The sequence below is a fragment of the Streptomyces sp. NPDC056486 genome (genome assembly GCF_042795295.1).
GTDB lineage: Bacteria > Actinomycetota > Actinomycetes > Streptomycetales > Streptomycetaceae > Streptomyces.
Genome location: NZ_JBHTSF010000131.1, coordinates 1 through 25,469, shown reverse-complemented (window position 1 = coordinate 25,469; position 25,469 = coordinate 1). Strand labels below are relative to the sequence as shown.

32 protein-coding genes are annotated in these 25,469 nt (G+C 66.8%); 8 read left to right on the top strand and 24 right to left on the bottom strand.

Annotated elements, in window-relative coordinates; genetic code table 11:
- From ACFQ7F_RS35160 to ACFQ7F_RS35130, 7 genes are all read right to left on the bottom strand, one after another.
- A partial coding sequence (locus tag ACFQ7F_RS35160) for a tetratricopeptide repeat protein (protein WP_383279746.1) occupies positions 1–2,590 on the bottom strand: 2,590 nt, incomplete at its 3' end.
- Positions 2,591–2,628: 38 nt separating this feature from the next.
- The gene (locus tag ACFQ7F_RS35155; protein WP_383279743.1) at positions 2,629–2,967 is read right to left on the bottom strand and encodes a trypco2 family protein; all 339 of its coding nucleotides are present in this window, start codon (positions 2,965–2,967) and stop codon (positions 2,629–2,631) included.
- Between the two features lie 63 nt (positions 2,968–3,030).
- The gene (locus tag ACFQ7F_RS35150) at positions 3,031–3,276 is read right to left on the bottom strand and encodes a hypothetical protein (RefSeq protein WP_383279740.1); all 246 of its coding nucleotides are present in this window, start codon (positions 3,274–3,276) and stop codon (positions 3,031–3,033) included.
- Between the two features lie 206 nt (positions 3,277–3,482).
- Positions 3,483–3,764, bottom strand: a complete 282-nt coding sequence (locus ACFQ7F_RS35145) for a transposase (protein ID WP_383279737.1) — start codon at positions 3,762–3,764, stop codon at positions 3,483–3,485.
- Positions 3,761–4,642, bottom strand: a complete 882-nt coding sequence (locus tag ACFQ7F_RS35140) for an IS110 family transposase (protein ID WP_383279752.1) — start codon at positions 4,640–4,642, stop codon at positions 3,761–3,763. Before ACFQ7F_RS35140 ends, ACFQ7F_RS35145 begins: the two co-directional genes overlap by 4 nt.
- Positions 4,582–4,836 (bottom strand): hypothetical protein, encoded by a 255-nt coding sequence (locus tag ACFQ7F_RS35135; RefSeq protein ID WP_383279755.1) that lies wholly within the window; start codon positions 4,834–4,836, stop codon positions 4,582–4,584. Before ACFQ7F_RS35135 ends, ACFQ7F_RS35140 begins: the two co-directional genes overlap by 61 nt.
- 480 nt (positions 4,837–5,316) lie before the next feature.
- Positions 5,317–5,862, bottom strand: coding sequence for a winged helix-turn-helix domain-containing protein (locus tag ACFQ7F_RS35130; protein WP_383279734.1), 546 nt, complete (start codon positions 5,860–5,862; stop codon positions 5,317–5,319).
- A gap of 716 nt (positions 5,863–6,578) precedes the next feature.
- Here ACFQ7F_RS35130 and ACFQ7F_RS35125 point away from each other — a divergent pair.
- From ACFQ7F_RS35125 to ACFQ7F_RS35105, 5 genes are all read left to right on the top strand, one after another.
- Positions 6,579–6,992, top strand: a complete 414-nt coding sequence (locus tag ACFQ7F_RS35125) for a hypothetical protein (RefSeq protein WP_383279731.1) — start codon at positions 6,579–6,581, stop codon at positions 6,990–6,992.
- 213 nt (positions 6,993–7,205) lie between these two features.
- Positions 7,206–7,568, top strand: coding sequence for a hypothetical protein (locus ACFQ7F_RS35120; protein WP_383279728.1), 363 nt, complete (start codon positions 7,206–7,208; stop codon positions 7,566–7,568).
- A 10-nt stretch (positions 7,569–7,578) separates the two neighbouring features.
- Positions 7,579–7,875 carry a hypothetical protein gene (locus ACFQ7F_RS35115; RefSeq protein ID WP_383279725.1) on the top strand — a complete coding sequence of 99 codons (297 nt, stop codon included), beginning with the start codon at positions 7,579–7,581 and terminating at the stop codon, positions 7,873–7,875.
- Positions 7,862–9,088, top strand: coding sequence for an ATP-binding protein (locus tag ACFQ7F_RS35110; protein ID WP_383279722.1), 1,227 nt, complete (start codon positions 7,862–7,864; stop codon positions 9,086–9,088). The genes ACFQ7F_RS35115 and ACFQ7F_RS35110 overlap by 14 nt, the downstream gene beginning before the upstream one ends.
- 135 nt (positions 9,089–9,223) lie before the next feature.
- Positions 9,224–10,080, top strand: a protein-coding gene (locus ACFQ7F_RS35105; protein ID WP_383279749.1) for an IS5 family transposase whose coding sequence is annotated in 2 segments (ribosomal slippage) — positions 9,224–9,572 and positions 9,572–10,080 — 858 coding nt in all. Because the reading frame shifts where the segments join, the coding sequence is not laid out codon by codon here.
- Between the two features lie 885 nt (positions 10,081–10,965).
- Here ACFQ7F_RS35105 and ACFQ7F_RS35100 read toward each other — a convergent pair.
- Positions 10,966–11,883: a hypothetical protein gene (locus tag ACFQ7F_RS35100; protein WP_383279719.1), complete on the bottom strand. Its 918-nt coding sequence runs from the start codon at positions 11,881–11,883 to the stop codon at positions 10,966–10,968.
- The gene (locus tag ACFQ7F_RS35095; RefSeq protein ID WP_383279716.1) at positions 11,880–12,641 is read right to left on the bottom strand and encodes an HAD family hydrolase; all 762 of its coding nucleotides are present in this window, start codon (positions 12,639–12,641) and stop codon (positions 11,880–11,882) included. Before ACFQ7F_RS35095 ends, ACFQ7F_RS35100 begins: the two co-directional genes overlap by 4 nt.
- Before the next feature lie 58 nt (positions 12,642–12,699).
- Here ACFQ7F_RS35095 and ACFQ7F_RS35090 point away from each other — a divergent pair, with 58 nt between their 5' ends.
- On the top strand, positions 12,700–13,122 hold the full coding sequence (locus tag ACFQ7F_RS35090; protein WP_383279713.1) for an NUDIX domain-containing protein: 423 nt from the start codon (positions 12,700–12,702) through the stop codon (positions 13,120–13,122).
- On the opposite strand, the gene ACFQ7F_RS35085 is transcribed toward ACFQ7F_RS35090, so the two are convergent.
- The 14 genes from ACFQ7F_RS35085 to ACFQ7F_RS35020 form a co-directional block, all read right to left on the bottom strand.
- Positions 13,112–13,846 carry a dTMP kinase gene (locus ACFQ7F_RS35085; RefSeq protein WP_383279710.1) on the bottom strand — a complete coding sequence of 245 codons (735 nt, stop codon included), beginning with the start codon at positions 13,844–13,846 and terminating at the stop codon, positions 13,112–13,114. The genes ACFQ7F_RS35090 and ACFQ7F_RS35085 overlap by 11 nt on opposite strands.
- Positions 13,847–13,866: 20 nt before the next feature.
- Positions 13,867–14,535, bottom strand: coding sequence for a PolC-type DNA polymerase III (locus ACFQ7F_RS35080; protein WP_383279707.1), 669 nt, complete (start codon positions 14,533–14,535; stop codon positions 13,867–13,869).
- Positions 14,523–15,560, bottom strand: a complete 1,038-nt coding sequence (locus ACFQ7F_RS35075) for a DegT/DnrJ/EryC1/StrS family aminotransferase (protein ID WP_383279705.1) — start codon at positions 15,558–15,560, stop codon at positions 14,523–14,525. The genes ACFQ7F_RS35080 and ACFQ7F_RS35075 overlap by 13 nt, the downstream gene beginning before the upstream one ends.
- Before the next feature lie 44 nt (positions 15,561–15,604).
- The gene (locus ACFQ7F_RS35070) at positions 15,605–16,639 is read right to left on the bottom strand and encodes a radical SAM protein (protein ID WP_383279703.1); all 1,035 of its coding nucleotides are present in this window, start codon (positions 16,637–16,639) and stop codon (positions 15,605–15,607) included.
- Complete coding sequence (locus ACFQ7F_RS35065) at positions 16,624–17,304, bottom strand: thymidylate kinase (RefSeq protein ID WP_383279700.1); 681 nt, start codon at positions 17,302–17,304, stop codon at positions 16,624–16,626. Before ACFQ7F_RS35065 ends, ACFQ7F_RS35070 begins: the two co-directional genes overlap by 16 nt.
- The gene (locus ACFQ7F_RS35060) at positions 17,301–18,164 is read right to left on the bottom strand and encodes a class I SAM-dependent methyltransferase (RefSeq protein WP_383279697.1); all 864 of its coding nucleotides are present in this window, start codon (positions 18,162–18,164) and stop codon (positions 17,301–17,303) included. Before ACFQ7F_RS35060 ends, ACFQ7F_RS35065 begins: the two co-directional genes overlap by 4 nt.
- Positions 18,134–18,628, bottom strand: coding sequence for a phosphoribosyltransferase (locus ACFQ7F_RS35055; protein ID WP_383279694.1), 495 nt, complete (start codon positions 18,626–18,628; stop codon positions 18,134–18,136). Before ACFQ7F_RS35055 ends, ACFQ7F_RS35060 begins: the two co-directional genes overlap by 31 nt.
- Positions 18,618–19,376, bottom strand: coding sequence for a 7-carboxy-7-deazaguanine synthase QueE (locus tag ACFQ7F_RS35050; RefSeq protein WP_383279691.1), 759 nt, complete (start codon positions 19,374–19,376; stop codon positions 18,618–18,620). The genes ACFQ7F_RS35055 and ACFQ7F_RS35050 overlap by 11 nt, the downstream gene beginning before the upstream one ends.
- The gene (locus ACFQ7F_RS35045; protein WP_383279688.1) at positions 19,373–19,777 is read right to left on the bottom strand and encodes a 6-pyruvoyl tetrahydropterin synthase family protein; all 405 of its coding nucleotides are present in this window, start codon (positions 19,775–19,777) and stop codon (positions 19,373–19,375) included. The genes ACFQ7F_RS35050 and ACFQ7F_RS35045 overlap by 4 nt, the downstream gene beginning before the upstream one ends.
- A gap of 207 nt (positions 19,778–19,984) precedes the next feature.
- The gene (locus ACFQ7F_RS35040) at positions 19,985–20,401 is read right to left on the bottom strand and encodes a hypothetical protein (RefSeq protein WP_383279685.1); all 417 of its coding nucleotides are present in this window, start codon (positions 20,399–20,401) and stop codon (positions 19,985–19,987) included.
- Positions 20,398–20,601 (bottom strand): DUF5999 family protein, encoded by a 204-nt coding sequence (locus tag ACFQ7F_RS35035; RefSeq protein ID WP_383279682.1) that lies wholly within the window; start codon positions 20,599–20,601, stop codon positions 20,398–20,400. Before ACFQ7F_RS35035 ends, ACFQ7F_RS35040 begins: the two co-directional genes overlap by 4 nt.
- A gap of 50 nt (positions 20,602–20,651) precedes the next feature.
- Positions 20,652–21,113, bottom strand: coding sequence for a DUF6302 family protein (locus tag ACFQ7F_RS35030; protein ID WP_383279679.1), 462 nt, complete (start codon positions 21,111–21,113; stop codon positions 20,652–20,654).
- A gap of 666 nt (positions 21,114–21,779) precedes the next feature.
- The gene (locus ACFQ7F_RS35025; protein WP_383279676.1) at positions 21,780–22,175 is read right to left on the bottom strand and encodes a DUF6415 family natural product biosynthesis protein; all 396 of its coding nucleotides are present in this window, start codon (positions 22,173–22,175) and stop codon (positions 21,780–21,782) included.
- Positions 22,175–22,612 carry an ATP-binding protein gene (locus tag ACFQ7F_RS35020; RefSeq protein ID WP_383279673.1) on the bottom strand — a complete coding sequence of 146 codons (438 nt, stop codon included), beginning with the start codon at positions 22,610–22,612 and terminating at the stop codon, positions 22,175–22,177. The genes ACFQ7F_RS35025 and ACFQ7F_RS35020 overlap by 1 nt, the downstream gene beginning before the upstream one ends.
- Positions 22,613–22,932: 320 nt before the next feature.
- Between ACFQ7F_RS35020 and ACFQ7F_RS35015 the strand changes: the two genes are divergently transcribed.
- Positions 22,933–24,279 (top strand): hypothetical protein, encoded by a 1,347-nt coding sequence (locus tag ACFQ7F_RS35015; RefSeq protein ID WP_383279670.1) that lies wholly within the window; start codon positions 22,933–22,935, stop codon positions 24,277–24,279.
- Positions 24,280–24,300: 21 nt separating this feature from the next.
- Positions 24,301–24,861, top strand: a complete 561-nt coding sequence (locus tag ACFQ7F_RS35010) for a GNAT family N-acetyltransferase (protein WP_383279667.1) — start codon at positions 24,301–24,303, stop codon at positions 24,859–24,861.
- A gap of 190 nt (positions 24,862–25,051) precedes the next feature.
- On the opposite strand, the gene ACFQ7F_RS35005 is transcribed toward ACFQ7F_RS35010, so the two are convergent.
- Positions 25,052–25,469: tetratricopeptide repeat protein (locus ACFQ7F_RS35005; protein WP_383279664.1), on the bottom strand; the 418-nt coding region annotated here is incomplete at its 5' end.

Below are 25,469 nucleotides of genomic sequence, written 5' to 3'. Positions count from 1 at the left end.
CGGTCAGGGCTTCCGCCCGCCTGCCCGTCGCTCCGTAGCCAACCGACAGGTTGTTCAACGACATGGCGAGGTCGGGTTCGTAGGCGTCGGGGTTAACCGCCGTCAGCCGCCGGTACACCGCGGTGGCTTCCTCACCGACGGTCAGGCCTTCCGCCCGCCGATCTGCCTCTCCGTATCGGTTCGACAGGTTGTTCAACGAGGAGGCGAGGTTGGGTTCGTAGGCGTCGGGGTTGGCCGCGGCCAGTCGCCGGCGGATCGCGGTGGCTTCCTCAACGGCGGTCAGGGCTTCCGCCCGCCGTCCTACCTCTCCGTATCGGTTCGACAGGTTGTTCAACGAGTTGGCGAGGGCGGGTTCGTAGGCGTCGGGGTTAACCGCCGTCAGCCGCCGGTACACCGCGGTGGCTTCCTCAATGACGGCCAGGCCCTCCACTCGCTGCCCCACCTCCCCATAACGAACCGCCAGGTTGTTCAACGACGAGGCGAGGGCGGGTTCGTAGGCGCGAGTGTTGCCCGCCGTCAGTCGCCGGTACACCGCGGTCAGGTCGTGGGTGAGGCGCAGGGCCAGGAGGGCCACGGTGCGGGAGGGGTGAGGGAGCGCGGCTGATGCCGCTTCCAGGGCTTCAGGAGCAGGTGGGGCGGTATTCAGGGCGGTGTCGATGGCGTGCAGCACGTTGGTGCTGGCGGCGGAGCGGCTTGCGTTGGCGTGGCCGATGGCGGCGCGCGCCAGGACGGTCAGGGCTTGGGCCTGCTGCATGGGTGTGGCTATGTCCAGTAGGGCGGGCAAGGCGCTGTCGAGGCCGGTGAACACGGTGGAGGCGTGGTGTTCGGCGATGCGGTCGGGCTGCAGGGAGCCCCAGTAGCGGCCGGAGGCTGGGGGGTAGAGGAAGCGCAGCCACTGGGCGACGGCCGGTGCCCGGCCGGCGGGGATGGCGGGGACGGTGGTGGTGACGGCCAGCGCTTCGTGCTGGTCGGTGGCGCCGCACACCGCCGCCGCGGCCACCGCGTGCTTCAGGGTCACCATCGGCAGGTCGCCGAGTTTGAACATCGGCGAGGACGCGGTGCCGTCCCAGTAGCGCTCCTCGTGACTGAGCAAGGTGGCCTCGACGAGCTGGCCCGGGGCGGTGGGAACGGGGGCGGGACCGTGTTGCAGGAGGGTGGCCAGTGCGGTCATCTGCAAGGTCAGGGCGGAGTCGTAGCGGGGGTGGGTGAGGTCGGGCGCCCGCACTGTGGTGGCCAGGGCCGGCCAGTCGGTGGCGGTGTGTCCGGGGAGGCGGTCCAGGAGCCGGGCCAGGTCGGTGGCCGCGGCGGTGAAGGCGTCGGCGCGGGCGCGGTTTGGGGCGCTGCGGGGGACGAGGGGGGTGAGTTCGGTGACGGGGGCGTCGGCCAGGGTCGCGCGGGTGGGGGCGGGGGCGTTGAGGGTTTGGTGCTTCCAGTCCCCGTCGGCTCTGGCCAGGAGTAGAAGCCGGGTGGGGTGGTGGGCGGTGCGCAGGTGTTCGATCAGGCGACGGACCTGGTGGGGCAGCGTTTCGGCGTAGTCGACGACCAGCAGCCGGGGGTGAGCGGTGTCCAGCACACTCCAGTCGGGCCCGGGTCCGGTGGGGGTGTCGGTGAGGTCGGCGCGCAGGTGCCCGGTGACCCAGCCGTCGTCGCGCAGTACGGCGGTCAGCTTGCGGGCGAGGCGGGTCTTGCCCTGCCCGCCCGGGCCGGTCAGCACCCGCACTGCGAGGCTCTGCGGTTGCTCGTGGTGGCACCAGTCGCGCAGATCGGTCAGTTCGCTGTGGCGGCCGTGGAAGGTGACGACTTCGGCGTCGGCCCGCAGCAACATCGCCGGGGAGCGCAGGTCTCGTTCCTGCGCGGCCGGGGCCAGGAGCGTGGCCGGCTCAGCGGCCTCCACAGCGGCCTCCCAGCCGCCGCTGTGTTGGTGGAGCAGGGTGTGGAAGGCGGGTTCGGCCAGCAGGTCACAGGTCCGGACGGCGGTCATCCGGGCCCCGTGGGTGGCCTGGCGGTCCCGGCACACGATCCCCACCAGCAGGTCGCCGGATAACAGTGCGGCTCCCGAGATCCCTGACCACTTCGTGGCCTTGGAGCCGGGAGCCGGCGCGTAGGCGGGCAGCGGGTCCAGGCTCAGGACGTCATAGCGGCCACCCGGCCCGTCGGTGGCCGGGTTGATGTGCCCCTCGAACTGTTCGGCCCGGCGGATGGTCGCGTCTTTTTGCAGGCGGGGGAAGCCGCAGGCTCGCACGGGCTGCGGGTGCGTGCCGATGAACTGGCCCCACCGTTGCGGCGGGTGGGCGCGCAGCTCGCGTAGGGAGGCGGGCACCGGCCAGTCGGCGCCGTCGTCGACCTCGAGCAGCGCGGCATCGACGAGATCGTCTTGCCGGCACCAGCGCACGGTCGCGGTGAACTGCCCGCCCCGGTACTGGCTCACCCAGACCCCACCATGCCCGATGGCCGCCGCATCACCCAGGACGTGGGCGGCGGTCAGGACCAGACGCGGCGCCACCAGGTAGCCGCTGCCGAACCGTGGCTTACCCTCCGCCCCCTGATTCGCCTGGGGAACCCGGAGCTGAACCACCCGGTCGGTCTGCATGGCTCTCCCCTTGCGCGACAGAGTGCACGGCGTGGTTGCTAGCCGTCGTCTTCGTCCTCGTCGTTGACTTGGACATCTCCGGGCTCGCCGCCCCCCGACAGGTGCGGTTTGAGACACACGGTGACCGTGTGGGTGCACCTGCGGGTGCTTTCCCTCTTGCCCCCCAGGCCGACCACACTGAACCGGAGCCCGCCGTCAACGCCGCGAGTGTGGGCCAGTTCCATGCCGAGCGACACCGTGATCTCGCCCAGCCCGAACCCGACCCCCTGATCCCCATCGGTGACCACCCGCCGCTGCGCCTCGGCGACCTGCTCCCGCAGGAGAGTGATCGCATCCGCCAGGTCCAACTCGTCATCCCCCGCGCCGTTCCCGACCATCCCCGTCCTCCTCCATGCCGCCCCCGCCCGGACTGCGGACACCGGATATCAGCTTCCCACCCCTTACCGTTCAAGAGGAGGGAAATAGCCGGGCAGGTCGCCGGCCGACGCGGGGCGGGATCGGGCTTCGAGGTATGCGGTCCAGTCGGTGGCGGCACGATGGCGCCCTTGCGGGACGGTGATGATATACGGGCCGAGCATGGGCGCGAGGATCGCGGGCGGCAGATCCTGCGCCAGTTCGATCAGTGGGGTCTGGCGGATCGGGATCTGGCGAGCCGCGAGGCGGCGCGCGAGGACGACCGTGGACATGTGCTCGCCGGGGCGAGGTCCGGGGAAGATCCACCGGCGAGGGAGGTTCGCGGCGCAACCGGCAACCGGCAACCGGCCGACGGACCAGTTCCGTGTCAAGCCCCTTTGTGCTGGCGATCTCCTGCAGCCGTCAGCCGATACCCAGCCACCATCACTCGGGCCCACCAGTGCGTAAGTGACCGGCTAGAGATCATTAATGGCGGGGGTTACGGGGGTCGGAGTCCGGTCTTGCCGATGTAGCCGTGGATGAGGCCGGGCCGGTACTGCATCTGTTTGAGGCGGGTCTTGATCAGGGCAGCCAGTTGGTCGATTCCTCGTTTGGCGAGGTTCGCCAGGGACCTCTCGAGGTGGGACCAGACGCCTTCGACGGGGATGAGTTCGGGGGCGTAAGGCGGTAATTGGAAGACGGTCAGCCAAGGGCGGGCCGCGATGAGCCGCCTCATCCGGGCGCTGACGTGTGTGTTGAGGATGCCCCTATGTTGCGTCAAGTGGCAGAAGACGAAGCCGCAAGGGTGGCGGCCAGCTGGATGTGGCGGTAGATCTCGCGGGCGACATAGCGCTTGAGGCAGCGGATGGTCTCGCGTTTCGACATGCCCTGTTTCGTGCGTCGTTCGAGGTAGAGACGTGTGCGGGCATCCCGGCGAAGGCGGGTGACGACGATGCGGTAGAGGGCGGCGTTGGCCTGCCGGTTGCCCCCGCGGTTCAGCCTCCGGCGCTGGGTCTTCCCGGAAGACTGCTCAACTGGGCTGACGCCGCACAGAGCGGCGAACGACGCCTCGCTGGCCAGTCGCTCCGGGTTGTCGCCAGCGGCGATCAGCAGGGCAGCGGCACTGTCGGGCCCGACGCCGATGACATCCAGAAGCTGCGGTTGGCAGCTACGGACGGCCCGGGTGACCCGGCCGGTGAGTTCCTTCACCTCGGCGGTCAACTGCTGGATGCGCCGGGCCAGCAGCCGGAGCGTGAAGACGGTCGCGTCGTCGGCATCGGGAAGATCGGCGCACCTGGCGATCAGTGCCGCGTTGGAAAGATTGGAGAGTGCCTCGCGCAGCGCGGGATCGACTCCGAGCAGCACCGCCTTGAGCTGGGTCTTCGCCTGCGTGCGGGCCTTGACGGCCGACTCCTTCGCCAGCCGCAGCACGCGCATGTCGGCTGCCGGACCTTCGCCGGTCTTGGGCGTGACGTCAGCGCGTCCGGACAGCACCGCGCGGGCGGCGGCCTCCGCATCGACGGCGTCGGTCTTGCCTCGCTTGCGGCGAATGGCGCGGTCGGGCTGATTGACCTCGACTACCCGGACGTTCTCCCGGCTCAGGAAGCGTGCCAGGGCCGCTCCATAAGATCCGGTGCACTCCACGCCGGCTCGGCGCAGCGCGCCGAAAGAACGTGCCCAGGCGAGGAGTTGGCGGTAACCGGCCCGGTGGCCGGGAACTCCTGGTACGCCAGGATCGCCCCGAGCACCGTGATCACGGCGGCGACATGTACGTCCTTGTGGGTGTCCACCCCCAGGATCACGTCTTCTGCCAGCGGTTCTTCCGGCTGTGCGGGCACGGTCGGCTGGGGCATGCTGGTGATGGTCACGTGGCTCTTCGATCGGCACCGGGGCTGTGGCCGACGTCGGGCCGGTAAGCGGTCAGAACTGTGATGGTGCCTTGTGCGGCAAGGCCCCTATCGGGACACGCTCGTCGGTCCGGCGGCAGCACGCACCGCCCGGGAACCGGGCCGACAGATCCTCAACAAGGCAGCCTGGGCCAGTTGTCCCACGGGTCAGACCTGGCCCCGGACGACGCCCCATGAGTCTCACAGTTGTCCCAGAGAGCTGCTGGTGGGCGGCGTCCAGCAAGCGTGCGTAGTCGGTCTCCTTGAAGCCCTTCCGGCGGCCTTGGCGGGGGCCGCGATCGATGTGGATGCGGTAGATCAGCCGGGGCCTGTGTCCGGGTTTGGTGCAGATCAGCGCGGCCATCGAGACACGTCTGGTGCCCGCGGCGGTGACTTTCACGATCGGCGTCTTGCCGCGCGGGCCCCAACTGCGGCCTCTGGGTGGCCTCATCCCCTGACCGGACTCATCCTCGAAGCAGACCCAGGCACCCAGGTCTGCCGCAGTCCTTTTACGGCGGGCCACTGCTTGCCCTTCCACTCGGCGATCCTCGCCTCGTCCCGTTCGGCGGCCCAGCGGTCCGGGACCTGCACACTCCAGCCGATCCGGTGCAGCAGCAGATCCACGCCGGGCAGCGTGCAGTGCACTCCGAACCGGCGGTGAATCACCTCGGCGATCCGCGCCAGCATCCAGCATTGGTCCTCGTCCCAGCCATGAGCGGCCGGACCGGCAATCAACTCGGATCGAAGCTGGTGCAGTTGCTCGGAGCTGAGCTTGCAGCGGGCGCCGGCGGCTCCCTTCGAGACCAGTGCCCGGCGGCCGCCGGCGGCCAGAGCGCGGCGCCAACGGTTCACCGACATCCGCGTGACCCGGAAACGCCGAGCCACCTCCTGGTCACTGAGTCCGGCCTCGATCAACTCGGCCGCGGCGAACCGCACACGCTCCCGCCTGGCCCGCTCCTCGGCGGAGAGCCCGCCGCCATCGGGGTATCTCATACCTACGGCATAGCGAACCCGCACGCACCCGTCACCAGGCCGAGAACCCCCGCCATTAATGATCTCTAGAAGCAGCCGCCAGTCTGCACACTTCTCTGGCTGATGCCGAAGGCGCGACGAGTGACCGTCGCGCTCTGGCGCTGCTCGACGATCGATATGGCATCGAGCCTGTTGCGACGACGCTGCGTCTCGATACTCCTGCTCCAGGACATCGCCCGCAAACGCCTGGCCGACCTGATCGGTACGGCCAGCAGCCCGACGCTGATACCGGACCACATCGGCCTGCCTGATGGGCACCCTCCTGTGTCCGGTGATCGGGACGTCTGCGACGGGCGTCCTCACCCGGGAGGACTCCACGAGCCAATGGCTGCCGTAGCAGGCCTCCGACGGCAAATCTCGCCGCTGCGGCAGGACTGCGTTAACGCGACTTCCGGGTCAATGTCTTCCAAGTGGCACTGGTAAAGATTCCCACCCTCGCTACTTCTGGCCCGTGAAATGTCCGGTTACCCGTAGCCCCTTGTCCTGACATCGCACGAGCTTTCCGCGCAACGGCATTCCGTATCACTGGCCAGAATGACCTCAGGGGGCTCTACGGGCACTTCGTGTAAGACGACTCGGGTGACGCGCGAAAATCTCGAGTAAAAGCAGCACGTGTGCTGGACTCGGGCGCTACACTCATTCGTCTGAATGTGTGTCCGGCCTCGGGGGAGGGTGACATGGCCAATGATCCGCATTCTCGACGTGCACGCATGTGGCGCCAGTGGGTGACCAACCTGCCGTCACATGACCCTGCAGAATGGATCATTGTTCTTCTGGGGCAGCTCGGTGAGACCGTTATCAAAACGGCTCAGGCACCGCGTCCGATTGCCTGTGATCTGCTCACCTTCGATGAGGTTATCGACTATTTTCACGATGAGCGTCCGGAAGATTCTCAAGTGCACCACGGGGTGCTCCTGACGCAGCGAAACCGTTCTGGTGCGATTCACTGCTTGCAGTTGTTCGTCGACCGGGAGAATAAGCCATGCATCGCACCCTCCGGGGCTCCCTACGGGCGGGCCATGGTGGCAAATGAATTGGACAGGGAGTTAATGAACTTGCTCGCCGGGAAAGAGCTCATCATCTTCGAGTAAATAATTACAGGAGGGCCCGTGTGTAAATGGGTGAGCTTAGCCGGAGGATTAATCTTCCTTTCGATTGCAACCTTCACGATCCTGCGAAAACATTTACTGCGGAGATCGGATGTACAAATTAGTGATGAGGAACTGAATCGATGGTTCCGGCACCGTAAGTAGGCAGAGCGGCGCAGTGGGGCAACCGTACCAGGGATCAAAATCGGGGGAAGAATGCTGGATATGCTGGCTATTGGCGCTGCGATCTTGGCTTTCGGGCATATTGCAGTGCTCATCGTCGTGATCACGATGGAAGCCATATCGGAATGGTTCAAGGCTCGCGGCAGGATCAAGGCTCAGAATGCCCAAGCGATCGCCTTCACGCTGGCTGATCGCATCAAGAACAAACAGTATGCAGAGGTAAGCGGGGTATTCGGTCGGGCCCAGTCAAATGCGTCTACCCGGATCGTGCAGGGGATATTCGATCAGCGCACAGGCCGAATTCTTGACGCGCGTGCGCTTGCCAGTTCACGGGAACCGAGCGCCCAGGTCGTGCAGACCCACTCCGCAGGTGCCGGCCTAGTCGTCTACTCGTGAGGAGCGCGCTGTGGAACCGATCAGTCTCATTCTCGCCCTGCTGGTGAGCAGCTTCGCCGCAGGAGCCGCGCTGGCTCAGGTGACCTGGAACATGGTGGAAGCCTGGATTCACGCGAGCGCCATCCAGGGCGGGTATGCCAATATCCTCGCAAACCGCCTCACCGACGGCGATTACCACGTCGTTGGCGGAGTCTTTACACCGACCGGTGTCAGAATCGCGATTCAAACCTGGACTGCCCACGACGTGGATCCTGAACTCGTCCGCAAGCTCCGCACATCGGGGGGAATAATTCGTGTCCAGACATGAATCGGAGCGGCCGGAACAGGGCGAAAGCGACAGCCCCTGGTCCCGGCCGCCGCTCTTCCTCAGTGGGTTTCCTGCAGAGGTGCCGGAGCGGGAACTGGTGAAGTTCCGGGTGCGGTTGTTCGCATTGCTCGGTGACGTTATCGACCGCTACCATCCCGCTCCGTTCCTACTCAGCACCGGATCCGCTGAACCGCCCTCCCACCAGAGCACACCAACCTTGACAACTTCCGAGATGGAACAGCCGGGTACGCCGAAGTTCTCGACGGTTGAGCCTCTCTACACCTTCGACCAGTTGACGCTGCCAGAAGAGACGACCAATCGACTGCTCGACTGCGTCTCCCTCGTTGAGGTTGCCCCGCTCGTCTTCGACACCTGGAACCTACGGTCGATCGAGCCCAATCCGTCCACGGCCGTCAACTTCCGCGGTCCGCCCGGGACGGGAAAGACAATGGCGGCTCACGCCATTGCGCACAGGCTGCAGCGCCGTATCCTGTCCTGTCGACTATCCGACCTGGAAAGCAAATATCATGGCGAGGGGCCAAAAAACCTGGCCGCTCTGTTCGCGACGGCCAAGGAACAAGATGCGGTGCTCTTCGTCGACGAGGCTGAATCGCTGCTTTCGCGCCGGTTCGCGCAGCCTCAGCAGGCTGCGGAGAGTGCGATCAATTCCATGCGGACCGAGCTGCTGATGGCACTCGACACCTTCGAGGGGTTGGTGATCTTCGCCAGTAACCTGCCACACAGTTACGACGCAGCAATCGAGTCGCGCCTGCTGCATGTTGACTTCGTCCTACCCGACCGAACGGCCCGCAAGCGCATTTGGCAGACCCATCTGCCCGCCGAGTTGCCTCTGCACGAGGACGTCTCGATCGACGAACTCGCTGACATTTCCGGTGTGTCGGGGCGGGACATCAAGATGGCGATTATCCTTGCCGCGGTCGGCGCAGCCCGCCAGCGCCACGGTATGGTCGCCCACGCCAGGTTGTTGTCGGCCCTATCGGAGCAGCGCGTGACTGGTCCCGCCCTGGCCGGTCCCGCCCCGGATTCCAACACCACGTCCACCGAGCTGTCCGAAGAGGCTCGCCAAACAATCACAGAGCAGCTGCAACAGCGCCTGGCAGCCCAAACGCCTGTAGGGGAGCCTGCGGCAAATCAACCAGAATACGAGGCGGAGGGTTCTTGCGAGCAATCCAGGACTGAGGAGATCACCTGAGCGCCTCTGCGGCGCCGGGTCCGGAGGCAGCGGCATACGGCGCAACAGTGCACCGGCCCAGGCGCCCTCCCACCACCGCCCCACAGCGATCATCAGTGGCCCTAGGTCGTGTCTTCAATGTAGTTGCGCGGGATGATGGGCTTTGTGAGTCGTCGCTATGAACTGACCGATGAGGAATGGGAGTTGTTACGTCCGTTCCTTCCTGCATCGTCGTTCGGTCGTCCGCGGGCGGATGACCGAACGACGTTGAACGGGATCGTGTGGAAGATCCGTGCGGGTGCCGCCTGGCGGGATGTGCCCGCCCGGTACGGGCCGTGGCAGTCGCTGTACACGCGTTTTCGCCGGTGGGCGCTGGACGGCACGTTTACCCGCATGCTCGCTGCCGTCCAGTCCGAGCGGGATGCCGACGCGGACGTGGACTGGCTGGTCGCGGTCGACTCCACCCTGGTCCGCGCCCACCAGCATGCCGCCGGCGCGAAAAAGGGGGCCGGCCGGGGGACGAACCGGCAGATCACGCCCTCGGCCGGTCCCGAGGCGGACTGACCACCAAGATCCACCTGGCCTGTGACGGCCGGGGCCGGCCTCTCGCCTTCACTCTCACCGGCGGCAACCGCAACGACTGCACGCAGTTCGAGCAGGTCATGGCAGGCATCCGCGTCGCCCGCCCCGGCGCGGGCCGTCCACGCACCCGCCCCGACCACGTGGTCGCGGACAAGGGCTACTCGTCCAGGGCGATCCGCGCACACCTGCGACGCCGCGGCATCAAAGCCACCATTCCCGAACGGGTCGACCAACTCGCCGGGCGAGCACGACGCCGCGAACGACGCTGCAGCTTCGACAAGCAGGTCTACCGACGCCGCAACATCGTCGAACGCTGCTTCAACCGCCTCAAGCAATGGCGCGGCATCGCCACCCGTTACGAAAAAACCGCGACGTCCTTCAAAGCCGCCGTCACCCTGGCATCAACACTCCTCTGGCTCCGCCCACTTTGAAGACACGCCCTAGGACTCGACCTATCGGACAGGCCCTAGCTTGACTCTGTCGGGAATCTTGTGACGGTCGGGGTCAACCGCCAGTGAATCGTCAGGACTTCGGCCGGTGGATCTAGTGGAAGTGCAGCTAGTTGTGGATGGCGGCCGGTCCTGATCCTTGAATTGTGGGGATGGGTTTCAGCATCATGAGCTATGCATGAGATCTTAATAGCCGGGCTTGGGGCGCTAGTTGGTGTGAGCGGTTTGCTGATCAGCTTCAGGGCCCATCGCCTTCAGGTATCCCAGGCCGACCTGATGCAGCGTGAACGCCAAGCAGTGGAAGACCGCGAGCGCGCAGCAGATGAACGCGAGAGTCGTGTCCAGGCGTCACGCGTATACGTGCGGTTCCTCCGATATGACGGAGTCACCGCCGATGAGGGATCAGCGTGGCGATTCTGCATCGTGAACCAGAGCTCGCAGCCGCTGCGCGAGACGGTCGTGCACTACAAGGACCAACTGCTGGAGCTCGACTCGGTTTCTGGACATCTCAGTCCCCATACCGTCCGATCGGCATGGATCAACGACTCGGACGAGCTTCCGCTTCACGCGCGGACCGTCGTCGAGTTCACAGACGTACTGGGAACTCGGTGGCGTCGTCTGGGCTCGGGTGCCCTTCAAAGGCAGATGGAACCCCTCCCAGATGGCACTGAAGTCTGGGGGCCCGAACGGCCGCCGCTCCTGGACGGCGAGGCACCCACTGCTGCTTGGTTCAGAGCACAATTGGACTCAAATCGCAGCTACGGGGGCGGCGGCAGCTGCAGCCTTTCCGATGGGACCTCATGACCGGCGGCGTCGGCATCCTCAAACTGGTCGCCCGCACCGGAATCTGCAAGATCCCCGACAGAGTCAAGCTAGTCGGTCGCGCTCATCAATCAGGGACCTTCTGCGGCCTGGTCTCCACGCCTCGCGTAGTCCCTGGTTGGTAGGGGAGCGGCGCCACACAGTCAGATGTGAGGTGAGAAGGCTCGATACTTCTGGACTGAAATCGTGGGCGCCAAAGAAGCTGATGAGCTCGTGGGCGGACCGGCGGTTGTGGAACCCCTGCGTGCCGTGACCTTTGTGGATGCTGATGTTCTCGGTGATGACAGCGGAGACATTTAACAGGGTATGTGTCAGTTCCTGGTGGGGTTGGGTCAGGTGATCCAGGGTGTCGATGATCCATAGCGCGTCGGTGTCGGGCGCATCGTCGACTTGGGCGGGCTCGACGACCTGCACAGGCTGGTTTGCGCGTGCGGCGCGCCATTTGAGGAATCGGGTCGAGGGCGAGTGGTAGTCGCACGGGGTCACGGCGTATCCAAGGGTGCGCAGCCGGAGGGTGTCCTGGCCGATGCCGCAGCCGTAGTCGATGAGGGTGCGTACGCCGAGTCGTTCGAGGACGGGGAGGGCTTGGCGGACGTAGGGCGGGCGATTGCCGCTCGCGGTCCAAATGGTCGAGTTGTAGAGGTAGTCCGTGCTGGATCGGAAGAACTCCGCGCGTGCGGCCGGAGTGGTCGGCTGAGCCTTATCCCAGGCAGCAGCCAGGCCACGCGAGGAATCGTGGAAGGGGATGAAGTCATCGGCGAGGAACTCGCCCAGCTCACGCAGGAGTGGGGAGTCATGCGCTTGGTGCCAGCGGTACTCGTTCCACGCCGCCCAGCATTCGGCGCAGCAGTCGAGGTGCAGGCGCAGGCGGATGGCACCAGCGGTGGCGAGGCGTTGTCTGAGGAAGGTGGGGAACGTAGCGCGGTGGGTGCGGCAGCGCTGATGGGTGATCTCGGCGGTCACGGTGTGATGACCTCCTTCGAGGGGCGGACCAGAGCCGTTTGATCTGTGCTGAGGGTGAAAACGTTCATTCGAGCCGCGCGAGCCGCTGCGATCCCGTCGGGCGCATCGTCGACCGCGAGACAGCGAAGGGCTGGTACGCCGATGCGGCGTGCGGCCTCCAGGAACACGTCGGGTGCAGGCTTTCCCTGGGCGACGTCCTCGACGGTCACAACAGCCTGGAAGGCGTCGAGCAGGCCAAGGGCGCTCAGGCCCGCAGTGACCAAAGAGAGCGAGGTACTGGAGGCGATGGCGCAGGGAAGCCCGGCGGCATGGGCCTGCTGTAGGAGCGCGAGGGTGACGGGGATGGGCCGTAGACGGCCGGACTGGAGGTGGTGCAGCAGCAGTTGGCTGCTGGCGGCACGAACCCGCGCCGTGGGCACGGGTTTGGGCAGCAGTGCGATCAGGTCGAGGATCGGGAGGCCGGCGTGCTGGCGATACCAGGTCTCAGGAAGTGCGACGTGGTAGGGGGATAGAGCTTGGGTCAGGGCGCGGTAGCGGGCCTGGTGGGTGTCAGCGAGGGTGCCGTCCCAGTCGAGGATGAGGCCCCGGATGCCGTCGAGTTGTGGCGGGAGGGCGCTGTCACGCGCACGAGTGACAGGACGGCAAAGGGTGGCCGAATCGACGCTTGTGGGCGAAGGCGCTGTGGGAGAGTCGGGCGATCCGGCCGTGGCCGCGGCTGCTTCCTGCGGGTGAAACTGGGACTGGGATATGACGATCAAGCACGCCACTGCTTCCGTGTTTCCCTTCGCTGTGGTTGACGGAGAGTGGCGCATCGGCATGATCGAGCATCCTCGGCTGGCGTGGTGGATGGTCCCTGGTGGGCACGTCGAGACAGATGAGACCCCGGCGCAGGGGGCGGTGCGGGAGCTGGTCGAAGAGTCCGGGTTCGAGGGGCGGCTGCTGCCCGCGCCGGTGTTGGAACTGCCGGATGGATATCCGCATCCGGCGGTGACGGCGCCGTGGTGGACGGTCGCCATCAAGGCGAGCCGGGACAACCACCACCCCGAAGAGCATGTGCATATCGACCATCTGTATGTCGCGATCGTCGAGGCCCCGCTTAAGCCGGTGGCCGTGGCGGTACACCCCTTCAAATGGGTGTCTGAGGCGGAACTCGCTGAGCTGTACGCCCCGGAGGACACGAAGGTCATCGGCAAGGAGCTCTTCGGTCGGATCGCCGAACTTGTGGCGCTCACGGGCTGACCTCACCGCTGGCCGGTGAAACCGTCCGCTGCTCGGGCACATCGGCGATGTGCGCGGCGCGCGGTGCCTCGTTGATCCATTCGGCGATGCGGGCGGCTGCGTCGTCGGGGGGTGCGGTCCGCCGGTCCAGGATGCGGCTGCGGTCACTGGAGGCGGCCAGGGCCCGGAACAGCTCGTCGGCCTGGTGGTGCAGGAGCCGCTCTTCGGCGGTGAATTGCTTGTGGTCGCGTTGCTGTGCGCGCTCCAACGCCGTGTCCACGTCGTCGGTGACGAAGATGGTGAGATCAGGGAGCGGGCGCCATTGGGCTCCCAGGGCGAGCAGGCGGCGCGCGGTCTCTAAAGGGCGGTCCTGTTGGAGGATCAGCGCCTGGTAGACGGCGGTGGAATGCAGGCTGCGGCCTTCGAGGACGATGTCGCCGGCGTCGAGGCGGGGGCGACTGTGCTCGTAGTCGTGGGTTTTCACGGCGAAGAGCAGCAGGGTCTCGCTGCGGGGCGTGCCGCCGCGAAGGAAGTGATCGCCGTGGCTGGCCTGATGCATGGCCTTGAGGATCTGCTCGGACAGGCCGGGCGTGCCGTCGGTGCGCATCCGTGCGGAGAACTCGGCGATCGTATGGCTGGGTGCTGCCAGTTGGGGGCGGAACCTCTCCAGGAGGTAGTCCTTGCCGACTCCGTTGATCCCTTCGACGCTGACGAGCAGTCCGGTGTGGGGGCTGGGCTCATGCACGGTGGAGGTCCCTTCGCGTCTCAGCCAAAGGTGAGCTGTTCGGGCTCGGCGGCCTTGGGCGGCTTGGCACACCGCTTGAGGAGATCGGCGAGGGTGGTGACGGTGCGCGTTTGCGCGAGGTCGGTCAGCAGGCGCTGGAAGAGCAGCATGGTGACTTCGACGTCGGCCATGGCCCGGTGCCGCTTGGGGGGGTAGGGCAAGGAGAAGTGGCCGATCAACGCGTCGAGGTTGTATGCGGGCAGGTCGGGGTGCGCGAGTTTGGCCATGCGGATGGTGTCCAGGACGGGCAGCATCGCCATGCGGGGACAGTGCGTGCGGTAGCGGTAGAGGAAGCCCGCCTCGACGGAGGCGCTGTGGGCGACGAGCACGGCAGGTGCGCGGGGGAGGTCGGCGTCCAGGTGGGCCAGGACCTCAGCGGCCGGTGTGCTGTTCTCGATGTCCTGGGCGCTGATGCCCATTTGCATGGTGTCTGCGGGGGTGACGGGGGCGTGGGCGGGCGGGCGCATCAGGGACTCCCAGCGGAATCCGGAGGGTTGGGGGCCGTCCTGCGGTGTGTGGTGCAGGCCGATGACGGCGACTTCGATCGGCTCGGGCGAGTATCCGGTGGGGGTGGCGCCCTCGAAGTCGATGACGTGGAAGGTGGTCTTCAGGTAGTCCGCGTCGTGGGCGAGGTGGGTCACGGTGTCCATGCCCGTGCCTCCTTGGCGATGGTGGCGGCCTGCGTGCGCAGGTGATCGTCGGTCAGTGCGTCGTGCAGAACGACGGCGAGGGTGTGATCGATGGTTTGGGCGGCCCGCCGGCAGGGTGGTGCGGGGCGAGCGACCAGAGCTGGGCGCTGGTCAGCGGCCGTGAGGTGGAAGGTCCCGACGCTGTTGGGCACGCCGCGGGAAGCGAGCAGAGTGCAGAAGGCGCGCGGCTGCTCAATGCGCAGGCGGAACAGTGCGCTGTAGCCATTCCACCCCGCGGGTGCGGGCAGAGGGGCGAGCTGATCGACGTCTTCCAGCAGGCGGGCCAGGAGCGCAGCCTGGGCGCGACGGTGCGTGAGGAGCTCATCGAAGCGGGCCAGGTTGGCGTGCGCGTAGGCGGCGAGTGGCTCGGCGAGGCGGTAGTTGAAGCCGATGCGGGTGAGGGGGGCCAGGCCGTCGGGAGGGGTGAGGTAGTGGTTGGTCAGGGCGCGTGCTTCGGCTGCCAGCGCGTCGTCGTTGGTGACGAGGAAGCCGCCTTCCCCTGACCAGATGAGCTTGCCGTCCTTGGTGGAGAAGCAGCTGATGTCGCCGTGAGTACCTGCGAGTTGTCCGCCGGTGTACGTGCCGAGCGCCTGGCAGGCGTCTTCGATCACCAGCAGGCGGTGCGCGGCAGCGAAGGTACGCAGGGTGCCGGGGTCGAGGGCGCGGCCCCACAGGTGGACGGGCAGGACGGCGCGGGTGCGCGGGGTGAGCTTGGTGGCGGCATCGTCCAGGTCCAGGCCGATGCCGTCGGCATCACAGTCCACGAAGACGGGAGCGGCTCCGGCGTGGTGCACCGCGGCAATCGTCATCGGCACGGTGAGGGCCGGGACCAGGACCTCATCCCCGCCCCCGATGTCCGCGGCCAGGAGCGCCACGTGCAAGGCCGCGGTGCCGGAACTGACGCTGATGGAGTGCGCCATGCCGAGCGCCTGGGCGAGGTCGTGTTCGTAGGCGCGGGAGCGCTCGGTGGTGAACAGGTCGGCCATGGGCCGTACCCCTCCTGTTGGGGCCGGCACAACGGTGGCGCGGGTCATGGACGCCTCCCGGCGAGAAGGGTGGAGAAGCCAGTCAACGGCCACATGGGCAGGCAGTCGGCGGAGAAGAGGGCGCAGTCCGCGCAGGTTCCGTCGTGGTCGAAGAGGGCGCCTGCACTGTGGTCCTTGATGGAGCGGCGCCGCTCCACGGGGGTGGCGGCGATCTTGAGGCCGGAGGGGCAGTCCCATACGGACCCGTCTGGTTCGATGAAGTGCAGCCGCGTCCCGCCGAAGCATCTTGCGACGTGGCGGCGGGAGCCAGGCGTGATGGCGGTGAGGAACTGGCCGGGGTAGGTGGTGTCCGGAAGGCCCACGGGCCGACTGCGCCACAGCCGATTCAGCTCGGCGCCGACCTCTTCGATGTCCTGTTCCCGCAGGCTCAACTCGTCATACAGGGCGTGCTCGGCATCGAGGTGAAGGGGCTGAGGGACGAAGTAGTCGAGCCCGAGGCCGCCGGCCAGGTGTGGCACGGTGTTGATCGAGGCGATGTTGTGCCGTCCGATCACCGCGTACAGCCCGATGCGGGGCCGTGTTCCGCCGCCCTTGGCGCGCCACTCGCTCAGGTTCCGCACACCGGCAATCACGTCATCGAAGCCATCCTTGCCGTTGCGTGCAGGGCGGTAGCGGTCGTTGATACCAGCGCTGTCGCCGTCCAGAGACACCGAGACGGCATCCACGCCGAGCTCAACGATCCTGCGGGCGATGTCGTCGCGGGCCAGAGGGATGCCGTTGGTGCACAGCACGACCTCGATGCCGCTGTTCTTGATCGCTTCGACGATCTCGAGGACCGGTGGCCACAGGAGAGGCTCGCCGCCGGCGAGGAACACGCGGCGCACCGGAGAGTCGGTGAGGGTGGCGGTGAAGCGGGCGATGTCTGCCAGGGACACGTCGTTGCGCGACAGGTGGGAGAGCTGCCCGGCCTGCACCACGGGCTGCTGGTGGTGTTCTTCGATGGTCCCGAAATAGCAGTAGGTGCAGCCCAGATTGCACGGACTGCGCAGGGCCCACAGAAGATCTACGTCGCGGAGCATCCGCTCACTTCCCGCTGCGCGAAGCGAGCATCGCTGATGGTCTTCTCCATCAGGGCGAGGGAGTCCGCCTCGTTGAGCCCCCACCGGTTGATGACCTTGATCCGGCCGGGTTCTTTCATGGCCCGGTACCGGTACAGGCGCATGGCGCAGTCCGACAGGGCCCTGTCCGCCGGGTGCAACGGGCCCCCGGTGCGCAGCGCGTAACGCTGTGCACATTCGGCGGGGTCGTCCAAGAGCAGCAAAGTGAGGTCCGGCAGCGGGCGCATGGCGGTGGAGGCTGCATAGATGCGGTCCATCTCGTCATGCAGTGCGGCATCCGGGGCACCGGTTCCGGCGATGATCGCCGCCTGGTAGGCCGCCACGGTGTCCACGCCCCGATCCTCCAGGACCACCGGCGGATGCGGGCCAGTGATGGTGAACTGCTCCCAAACCCGGGTCTTGAGTGCCAGCAGCATCAGGGTGCGGGCCAGCGGGGCATCGCCGCGCAGGAAGGGGTCCTTGCCTGCAGCGAGCGCATCGACCAGCGTCGGGGCCAGGTCATCGCCGTGCAGGTCGCTGAGTTCTTCGGCCAGTGCGCAGCCCGGCCCCAGGCGCCTTGCCAGTCGCCGGGCCAGGTGGCTCTTGCCGACGCCGTTGGGGCCCTCCAGGCTGACCCAGAACGTCATGACCGCCTCCGGCACACGTAGAGGATCTCCTGTGCGGCCTCCGGGACCGCGGCCGCGGCGAGCGGATCGAGGAAGGCTTGCGGGACGATGCCAGTCAGGCGCTCGAAAAGGTCGGCCGCGCCCTGTCCGAAGCGCTCGGCCAGGGCAGCCGTCACCCGCTCGGGTGCGGTGGGCAGCAGGCCGATGGCGTCGACGACTTCGAGGCCCGCCGCGTTGAGTTCCGGCTCCAGCTCCTGACGGTTCCACTCGTACACGTGCACGCGGTATTGCAGGGGGCGGGGCGCCGGGCCGGGCGATTCGGGCGTGGACAGATACAGCCGCCCGCCGTCGGCCAGCCCCTCAGCCATCTGCCGGAGGCACAACACCCCGCGCTCACGGGGCAGATGCTCGAACGCACTCGTGTTGATCATGACGTCGGCCTTGGGGACGCTCTGCGGCCACGGCGCGGACACATCCGCCTCCACCCAGCTGATCTTGAAGGGGCGGCCCTGGTAGTGCTCGTTGAGCCGCCCGGTCATGGCCTGAGCCTGAGTGATGTTGTCCCGGGCGATGTCCAGCCCCGTGTAGGAGGCGATGGACGGGGCGGTCTTGTAGAGCATCGGCAACTGCAGGCCACGACCACAGCACACATCGACCACGTGAGCTCCCGGAGCACAGCGTTCCGCGATGTACTGGTGCTGCAGAAAGTTCATGATCCCCGACGGCTTCGCGTACCCGTTGAACAGCGCGGTGTAGAAGTCGTCCATCTGGTTGATGCTGTACGGCCCGATCATCGGGGTGCCCGGCCGGGTCGTGTACTGCTCCGGCCGCGTCTTCGCGGCCGGCGTGGTCAGCGGGTCTCCCACGGGAAGATCACCCATCCTTCGCAGTTCAGCGCGATGTAGTCGATGACGGTGTCCGGGGTGGACGCGTCCTGCCAGTTCGCGAGGTTCACGCTCACCACGGCCGTCCGCAGCCGCCCCGGAGCGAGCCCGGTGATCATGCGGCGGGTGTGCTCCAAGGTCGCCCCGCTCCCGGCGATGTCGTCGACCAAGAGCACGTCTCTCCCGGCGAGGTCGCCGAGCGAGGCAGGGTTGCGATAGGAGGGAGCGCCGGTCTTCGCCGCGTTGATCGCGTCGCTGGAGGTGTGCGTGACCTCCACGGTCCGTACGTCGCGCACCGTGAGCCGGTGGGCTAGCTGGATCGCGGGGATCATGCCGCCGCGCATGATGCCGACGATGGTCTGCGGCGCCCCCTCCGCCGCGATGCGCTCGGCGAGCTGCCCGGTGAAGCGGTCGAGGTCCGGCCAGGACAGGACGGCACCGACCTTGAGATCAGCGGCCACGCTCGTCTCCCCACATCAGGATGTGCAGGCGTGGGCTGACCGCCCAGCCGCGGGGAATGGCGAGATCGGCAAGGGCGCGCATGCCACCGAGGACGGTGGCCTTGTCAGTACCTTCAGGCAACAGCCACACCGGGTCGAGTCCGTGGGCTCCGACGACTTCCTCGACCTCCGGCAGATCCAGTGCCGGGTCGGTGATGACGAACTTGAAGATTGCCTTGCCGGACGACTTGAAGGGCGTGAGGGCGCTTGGGGACAGGCGCTTGCTGTACCGCACGCCCGAACTGCTGAGCTTGGGCGAGACATTGAACTGGGCAGTGGTCTCGCTCAGTTCGGGCATCGGCGCGATCGTGCCGTTGGTCTCAACCTCGACCAGGTAGCCCGCCTCGCACAGCTGGGTGACCAGCGGTATCAGTGCGCGCTGCTGGAGCAGTGGCTCGCCGCCGGTGATGACCACCCGGCGGGTCTGGTGACGGGCCACTTCCGCGACGGCTTTGTCGATGGAAGTGGCGGTCAGTTCCTTGGTCGGTTCGATGCCGGGCTCGTCCCACTTCCAGGTGTACGGGGTGTCGCACGACCACCGCGCGCCCTGACCGACGCCGCAGTCGAGGTTGCAGCCGCCGAGGCGGAGGAACACAGCGCACTGTCCGGCTGAGGGCCCCTCACCCTGGAGGGACGCGAACATCTCGTTGACGGCCAGCTCCCCGGCTGATGCCGCCTGTTGGAGAATCTTCGCCGCGACCGCGCTCATCGAGTCGCCCCCAGCGCCACCGGAACCGTGAAGGTGGCGGAGCAGGTGTCGTTCTCGTGAACGGTCACGGACAGCAGGCGCCCGCTCGTCTTGGGCTGGATCTGCTCGGTGTACCAGTCCGCCACGTGTTCGGCCAGGTGCTCGACGGTGGCGTCCCGACCAGAAGGAAAGAGCACGGCGAGGGAGTCCAGACGTGACCACGACTTCAAGTAGCTCTCGACTGGTTCGAGGTCATTGAAGTCGACAACGAAACCTGGGCGAATCAGCTGGTCAGCACCGATGGCGAGTTCCACGTACAGGTTGTGTCCGTGCATATTGCGGCACGGATGGCCCTCCGGCAGGCCGACGATGGCGTGCATCACGCTGATCGGGCCGATCTTCTTCGTGACCGTATAGCGCATAAGGGTTCCTTCCGGCTGCGCCGTGAGGCATCGAGTGGGGCGGGGAAGCCCGCGGGTAGGCGGACAATTGAGGGCCGACGGCGTACTCCCCACAGGGAGTGCGGCCGGGGCGCGGGATCACGGCGCCCTCTCCTCCACCTGTGTGGTCGCGGGTCTCCGCGCATGGTCGCGGTGGTCCTCATGACCAGGAAGACTCAGTTCATGGGGCTATCTCCCTGGCGGTGGTCTGGGTGCAGTGCGAGCGCGGGCCGCCTGTTCGTGGCTGTCCGCTCCTGCGGCGCGGTTCACGCCCCGGACGACGCGGGCAAGCTTCTGCGCACGTTGGACGGTCATCTGTTGAGTGAGGGGGTTCAGCGGCGGGGCGTAGAGCCACCGGTCGGCTTCGCCGAGGATGACCTGTGCGCAATGCCCAGCATCCGACTTGGAAGAGAGATTGAGGCACTGGGTGCCCAGATCTCGCGCCACTGACCTGCCGTGGTAAGTGAACCGTTCGACCAGGCCCATGGCCTGCCGGACGGAGGGAAGGTCGGTGCCGGTGAGCTCCCAGCCGAGGGCCACAGTGATGTCGGCCAGGATCTCGACCTTGTCCGGGGAATGCATCGACTCAGCCAGGCGGATGCTCATGCGGCTGTTCCAACCGGACTCGCGAGCGGCCGACGCGGTTCGATGATGCGGCCGTCGGGCAGTAGCTCGCCGGTGTCCTCGAAATGCAGCACGTTGTTGCATAAAAGGCTCCAGCCCTGTTCCGGGTGACGCGCTACGGGCTGCGCGGCCTCCCTGTCGGGGGCTGCAGCCTTCGGACACGGCGGGGTGTGGCGGCACATGGTCCTCGTCCTCTCGGATGTGGTCGGGAAGTTGGGCCCTCTTCGGCGGGCTACAGAGCTGCGGGGGAAGACGACCCGGATCCGGCCGAAGGGGGAGTGGGAGAGCGCTGCCGTACGAACGCGCCTATGGCGCCTGCGCTGTAGCCGTAGAACCTGCCGAAGACCTCGTCGCCCTCCCACCACCGAGGGCCAGGGGCGCCCCACTCCACGGTGTGACAGGTGTCGCGATACGGTGACCAGCGGATACGCAGGTCCGGGAAGTCGGGAACGGCATGCAGAAGCGAGCGGACCTGCACGGCGTCAACGAGCTGCTCGAAGCTTGCGTAACCGCCTCGTCGTTCGCCGCCCACGGGGACGGCCAGAAGCGGAATTCGGAAGAGCGCGACCGCGGCTCCCGCGTCGGCGAGACCAGGGTCGGCTAGTCGTTCGCGGTAGTAGTCGTAGTCGAACGCGTCTCGTGCGGGCAGCAGCCGCGCGTGACCCATGGATCCGGGCATCGTCGCTGTTCTCATTTCGCTTCCTTCAAGCGCTGCGCCTTGTCGAGCCTGTTCGTGTGGGGAGGAGCCGCGTGGGAGGAAGGCGGCTCCTCCCCACACGCCTCGTCCGGCACCGAGCCAAATTCGCAGGTCCGGTTGCCGGGTGGGGCACCCATCCGTCCGTGGGGACTGACGGGCGTTGCGTGGGCCGGCCGCAGTTCCCCCACGGAGAGCGGCCGGGGCGCCAGGGCAACGGCACCGTCTCCTTCGCCGAGGAGCGGTCTTGGGGCCTCCGCGCATGGTGGCGGCAGTCCTGTTGATCGGAAGGTGACCCCTGTACTTAGGGGTGTCACCAAATGACCTTGGTGTGGTTCGGGAGAGTTCCTCACTGACCAGCCCGGTGGCACGGAGCGAGCCCTTTGCGAGGCGCGTGATGTCCTGGGCGCGTTGCGCGACCGACCTGACTGGGAGGGGGGCGGAGGTGGGGTGTATAGGCGTCGCATGGCTTCCGTGTGCTTCGCGACTGCCGGATGACGGCGACCGCGAGCGCGGTGAGCAGTACGCGGATGGTGCGGCGGAGGCGGCGCCCGGCGGCGGGTCGCTTCGACTTCCTATACCTGGCGTGAGAAGTCGTGTTCTCCCAGCGCTGGGCGTCCAGTCGGGTCTTCAGAGTGGGCCCGACGTCTACGAAGGGAGCGTGCGTCATGAGGCCACCTCTCCCATTAAGTCGAGGAGAGTAAGGATGGAGCTCGCGAAGCGGACGAGATGCCCGCGTTCGTTTTGAGGGCACGGCTGTTCGGCGCTCAGGTTGATCACGCAGCGCATCTGGTCCGTCGGATACGGCGTTACAAGGTACGGAACGATCTCTATGAGCTGGGTGGTGGCTGTCCGCAGCCTGTTAGCGACGGCTGGCACTTCGTCGCCCGTGGGGGTTGCGTCCTGACCGAGGACTGCTTCCAGGTTGTCGTACAGCTCGTCACTAACAGCCTCGCGCGCGAGGGCACGGCGCAGACCGAAGAGGAGCATGCCCGCCGCAAGATCGTCGGTGGAACATTGGCTGCTTAACTCTGCGGCGGCTTCACGGGTGATTGCGACCATCACGGCCTCCCCGCGAGGAAGCGGAACGTGGCCCACGTTGTCGTGCCGTCGCCACTCACACCCCAGTTGTCCGCCAGGGCATCAATGAGGAAGAGACCGCGGCCGGAGAGCGCATCGTCGTCGGCAGAGTTGAGCTGGGCGGGGTTGGGGCTGCCGTCGGTGACTTCGACCTGCAACCTGCCTTCGGAGCAGATCGCCTTCAGAGCGATGGCGCCGTCGCCATGCTGGATGGCGTTGGTGACGAGTTCCGACACCGCGAGTACGACGTCGTCGGCGGTCGGCTCGGGAACCTGCCACAGTCGCAGGTGAGCCGTGGTGATCTTGCGCATGTGTGCGACGCGGGATTCGTCTGGAGCGAAGGCCACCGCGAAGCCGGCGCCAATGCCCTGATGTAGGTCGGCGGCGGCAGCGACGACCGCAGATGTGGCGGGACTCATCGGGCGCCTCCCAGATGGTCGATGGTTTGGACTCGCCCTCCTGATGCCTGTCGAATCAGTGCGGATGCCGCCTCCGTGGCCGCTCGTGCACTCTCAGCGAGGAGCGCTATGAGCCTGGCAAGCGGAACCCGGTCATACCTAGCCCCATATCGGTGCCGCACTTTCGCCGGGTGGGGACGCCGTTCGCCGGACCTTCGCCGCCCATTCGCCAGATCAGCGCCAGGTTCGCTAAGTAACGTCGATCCGGGGCAAGTTGCATCAGACGGCGCTCTACCGTCGGCTGTAGTGAAGTACTGAACGTCAGGGAGAAGGGGAGCACCATGCGCACACTGCTCCGTCACCTGCTCGACGAGCGCGAGTGGCACGACCACGACGTGTTCTTGCTGCGCTTCCAGCAGGCGGCGCGGGAGCTTGCCGAGCGTGAGGGGCCTGAATCCCTGGCGAGGCTGGAGCCGGCGAAGCGGACGTTCCAGGGGTGGTACTACGGCGATCGTCAGCCCAATGTCGATGCGCGACGCGTCTTGGTGCACCTGCTCGGCTACTCCATCAGGCAATTGTGGACACCGGCACCCGAAGAGCTGGGAGTCCAGGAACCGGCCTCGCGGTTTGGTACGGCCGCTTCTCATGCCGAACCCGGCATGGATCTGTACGAGATGAGAAGGACGGGCGCTATGGCTGCAAGGCGTGCAATGGATTTCGCCATGGGGGCGGAACGCGAGCAGGTAGGCGAAGACACCATCGGATTCCTTGGGGACGAGGTGGCCCGGCTTGCGGCGGCCTACCCCAAGGTCCCGCTGTCGGAAATCTGGGACGACCTGGCACTGAGCCAGGAGGAAGCTTTCCGGCTTTTGGAGAGTGGCCGTGCCAGGCCCACTCAGTCCCGCGATCTGCTGTTCATGGCCGGTGCACTGAGCTTCATGATGGCCAAGGGCTCGCATGACATCGGCGAGCCGAAGGCTGCTCTGATGCAGGCGCGTACCGCGAACTTCCTCGCCCGCCAGGCCGAGCACACCGGCCTTACTGCGTTGACTGACGGCCTGAAGTCCCTCATCTCCTACTGGGCCAACCGGCCCGAAGATGCCCTGCATTACGCCCAGCAAGGCGCAGCAACGGCCGAGGCGCTGCGGGGCACCGTGGCGCCGTGGCTGTATGGACTTCAGGCCCGTGCCGCGGCTCTGCTGGGCGACGAGGATGCCGTCTGGGCCGCTAACCAGCAGGCGATCAGCTTGCGCGAGCTGGTTGTGGCGGATGAGCTGGACGCACTGGGCGGACTCTTCACCTACCCCGAGATCAAGCAGCGGTACTACGCCGTCGAAGCCGCCGTCCTCCTGGGGCAAGGCGACGCTCGCGTCGCCACCGCCGCTGAGGAAGCCGTTCGAGGATTCAGCAACCCCTCCGACCCAAGCTGGGCCTTCGGAGACCAGGCCGGAGCCCAGTGCAACCTCGCTCTCGTACGCCTCTACGGAGACGACCTCGACGGCGCCGCCGAAGCCGTCCGCCCTGTCCTGGACCTTGCCCCCAGCCACCGCAACAACGGCATCGTCGTCTCGGCCGACCGCGTCCGCGGCGTCCTGGCCCGAGGCCCAATCCGCGATGCAGTCGTAGCCCGCGACCTGCGCGCCGAGATCGAGATGTACCGACCTGCGCGCCCTGTTCTGCCAAGTTGAGCCCAGGTAGAGTCCGCCAGCATGTACCCGATCAGCCGTCGCAGCCCGCGCCTGGAACTCCGTGAGCTCACCGTCGACGACGTGGACGCCGTTCACGCGATCTACGGCAGCACGGAAGCGACCGAGCACCTGTCTTTCGAGCCGCGCTCCCGTGACCAGGTGGAACAGATCGTTGCCCGCTCGGTTGCCGCAGCCAGTAAGTCTCCGCGCGACGAGTACGCGCTGGCCGTCATCGAGCGGTACACGGCGGGACTGATCGGGTTCGCCCGCCTTGCCCTTGACCCTCACCAGCAGCAGGGAGCCACGATCGGCTTCGCGCTCCGCCCTGACGCATGGGGTGTCGGCTACGGGGTCGAAACGGTGCAGCTTCTGCTCGAAGTCGGCTTCGGCGCACTGGAGCTGCACCGCATCTGGGGCGCACGCTCCCCGCACAACTCCGCTTCCGCCAAAACGATGCTCACGGCTGGAATGTGCGAGGACTACACGATCCGCGAGCACATCCAGAAGGCCGGCCGATGGCGCGACTCCGTCGTGCACACGATCCTGCGCCACGAGTGGCAGCCCATCCGGCCTGAGGCATAGCCGGGCTTGTTGCACGCGGCAACTGGTAGCCCGAGCCATGGGCTGAGGATTCGCTTGAGTCATCATGACTCCGCATCCAGGGCGGGAGCTTGCTCCGGCCGGAAACTGGCCAGCTGAACCCGGCGGGCACCGCGGACCAAGAGAACGGGCTACGGACTCGCGTTGCCTGGCTGACAGGGCGATGGCCGGATCAGAGAGGAAGTTCCGGGTCGTCGCCGTCGAGGAGTCGACGTAGGTCCGCGGCTTCTTGGGTGCGGCCCATGGCCTCCAGGACGTCGGCTCGTGTGTCTTTCGCCGCCCGCAGGTGGTCGCGGTAGGCGGCGGGCGTATGACCGGCCAGTTTGGTGAATATCGCGACTGCTTCCGTCACTGTTTCCAATGCGTGGGGGAGGTTGTCCGGTCCCTTGGTCAGAACCCAGGCGGTTATCCACAGTGAGTTGGCGAGGTCGGGTTCGTAGGGGTCGGGGTTGGCCGCGGCCAGTCGCCGGCGGATCGCGGTGGCTTCCTCAATGGCGGTCAGGGCTTCCGCCCGCCTGCCCGTCGCTCCGTAGCCAACCGACAGGTTGTTCAACGACATGGCGAGGTCGGGTTCGTAGGCGTCGGGGTTA

What these genes read in the sequence shown, in the direction of transcription:
- ACFQ7F_RS35080 (WP_383279707.1), bottom strand. Translation starts at nt 14,535, where the DNA reads ATGGACACCGTGACCCACCTCGCCCACGACGCGGACTACCTGAAGACC.
- ACFQ7F_RS35120 (WP_383279728.1), top strand. Translation starts at nt 7,206, where the DNA reads ATGCTGGATATGCTGGCTATTGGCGCTGCGATCTTGGCTTTCGGGCAT.
- ACFQ7F_RS35130 (WP_383279734.1), bottom strand. Translation starts at nt 5,862, where the DNA reads ATGAGATACCCCGATGGCGGCGGGCTCTCCGCCGAGGAGCGGGCCAGG.
- ACFQ7F_RS35030 (WP_383279679.1), bottom strand. Translation starts at nt 21,113, where the DNA reads ATGAGAACAGCGACGATGCCCGGATCCATGGGTCACGCGCGGCTGCTG.
- ACFQ7F_RS35070 (WP_383279703.1), bottom strand. Translation starts at nt 16,639, where the DNA reads ATGCTCCGCGACGTAGATCTTCTGTGGGCCCTGCGCAGTCCGTGCAAT.
- ACFQ7F_RS35035 (WP_383279682.1), bottom strand. Translation starts at nt 20,601, where the DNA reads ATGTGCCGCCACACCCCGCCGTGTCCGAAGGCTGCAGCCCCCGACAGG.
- ACFQ7F_RS35015 (WP_383279670.1), top strand. Translation starts at nt 22,933, where the DNA reads ATGCGCACACTGCTCCGTCACCTGCTCGACGAGCGCGAGTGGCACGAC.
- ACFQ7F_RS35135 (WP_383279755.1), bottom strand. Translation starts at nt 4,836, where the DNA reads ATGCCCCAGCCGACCGTGCCCGCACAGCCGGAAGAACCGCTGGCAGAA.
- ACFQ7F_RS35040 (WP_383279685.1), bottom strand. Translation starts at nt 20,401, where the DNA reads ATGAGCATCCGCCTGGCTGAGTCGATGCATTCCCCGGACAAGGTCGAG.
- ACFQ7F_RS35020 (WP_383279673.1), bottom strand. Translation starts at nt 22,612, where the DNA reads ATGAGTCCCGCCACATCTGCGGTCGTCGCTGCCGCCGCCGACCTACAT.
- ACFQ7F_RS35045 (WP_383279688.1), bottom strand. Translation starts at nt 19,777, where the DNA reads ATGCGCTATACGGTCACGAAGAAGATCGGCCCGATCAGCGTGATGCAC.
- ACFQ7F_RS35125 (WP_383279731.1), top strand. Translation starts at nt 6,579, where the DNA reads ATGGCCAATGATCCGCATTCTCGACGTGCACGCATGTGGCGCCAGTGG.
- ACFQ7F_RS35150 (WP_383279740.1), bottom strand. Translation starts at nt 3,276, where the DNA reads ATGTCCACGGTCGTCCTCGCGCGCCGCCTCGCGGCTCGCCAGATCCCG.
- ACFQ7F_RS35025 (WP_383279676.1), bottom strand. Translation starts at nt 22,175, where the DNA reads ATGGTCGCAATCACCCGTGAAGCCGCCGCAGAGTTAAGCAGCCAATGT.
- ACFQ7F_RS35050 (WP_383279691.1), bottom strand. Translation starts at nt 19,376, where the DNA reads ATGAGCGCGGTCGCGGCGAAGATTCTCCAACAGGCGGCATCAGCCGGG.
- ACFQ7F_RS35090 (WP_383279713.1), top strand. Translation starts at nt 12,700, where the DNA reads ATGATCGAGCATCCTCGGCTGGCGTGGTGGATGGTCCCTGGTGGGCAC.
- ACFQ7F_RS35010 (WP_383279667.1), top strand. Translation starts at nt 24,301, where the DNA reads ATGTACCCGATCAGCCGTCGCAGCCCGCGCCTGGAACTCCGTGAGCTC.
- ACFQ7F_RS35155 (WP_383279743.1), bottom strand. Translation starts at nt 2,967, where the DNA reads ATGGTCGGGAACGGCGCGGGGGATGACGAGTTGGACCTGGCGGATGCG.
- ACFQ7F_RS35060 (WP_383279697.1), bottom strand. Translation starts at nt 18,164, where the DNA reads ATGGGTGATCTTCCCGTGGGAGACCCGCTGACCACGCCGGCCGCGAAG.
- ACFQ7F_RS35065 (WP_383279700.1), bottom strand. Translation starts at nt 17,304, where the DNA reads ATGACGTTCTGGGTCAGCCTGGAGGGCCCCAACGGCGTCGGCAAGAGC.
- ACFQ7F_RS35075 (WP_383279705.1), bottom strand. Translation starts at nt 15,560, where the DNA reads ATGGCCGACCTGTTCACCACCGAGCGCTCCCGCGCCTACGAACACGAC.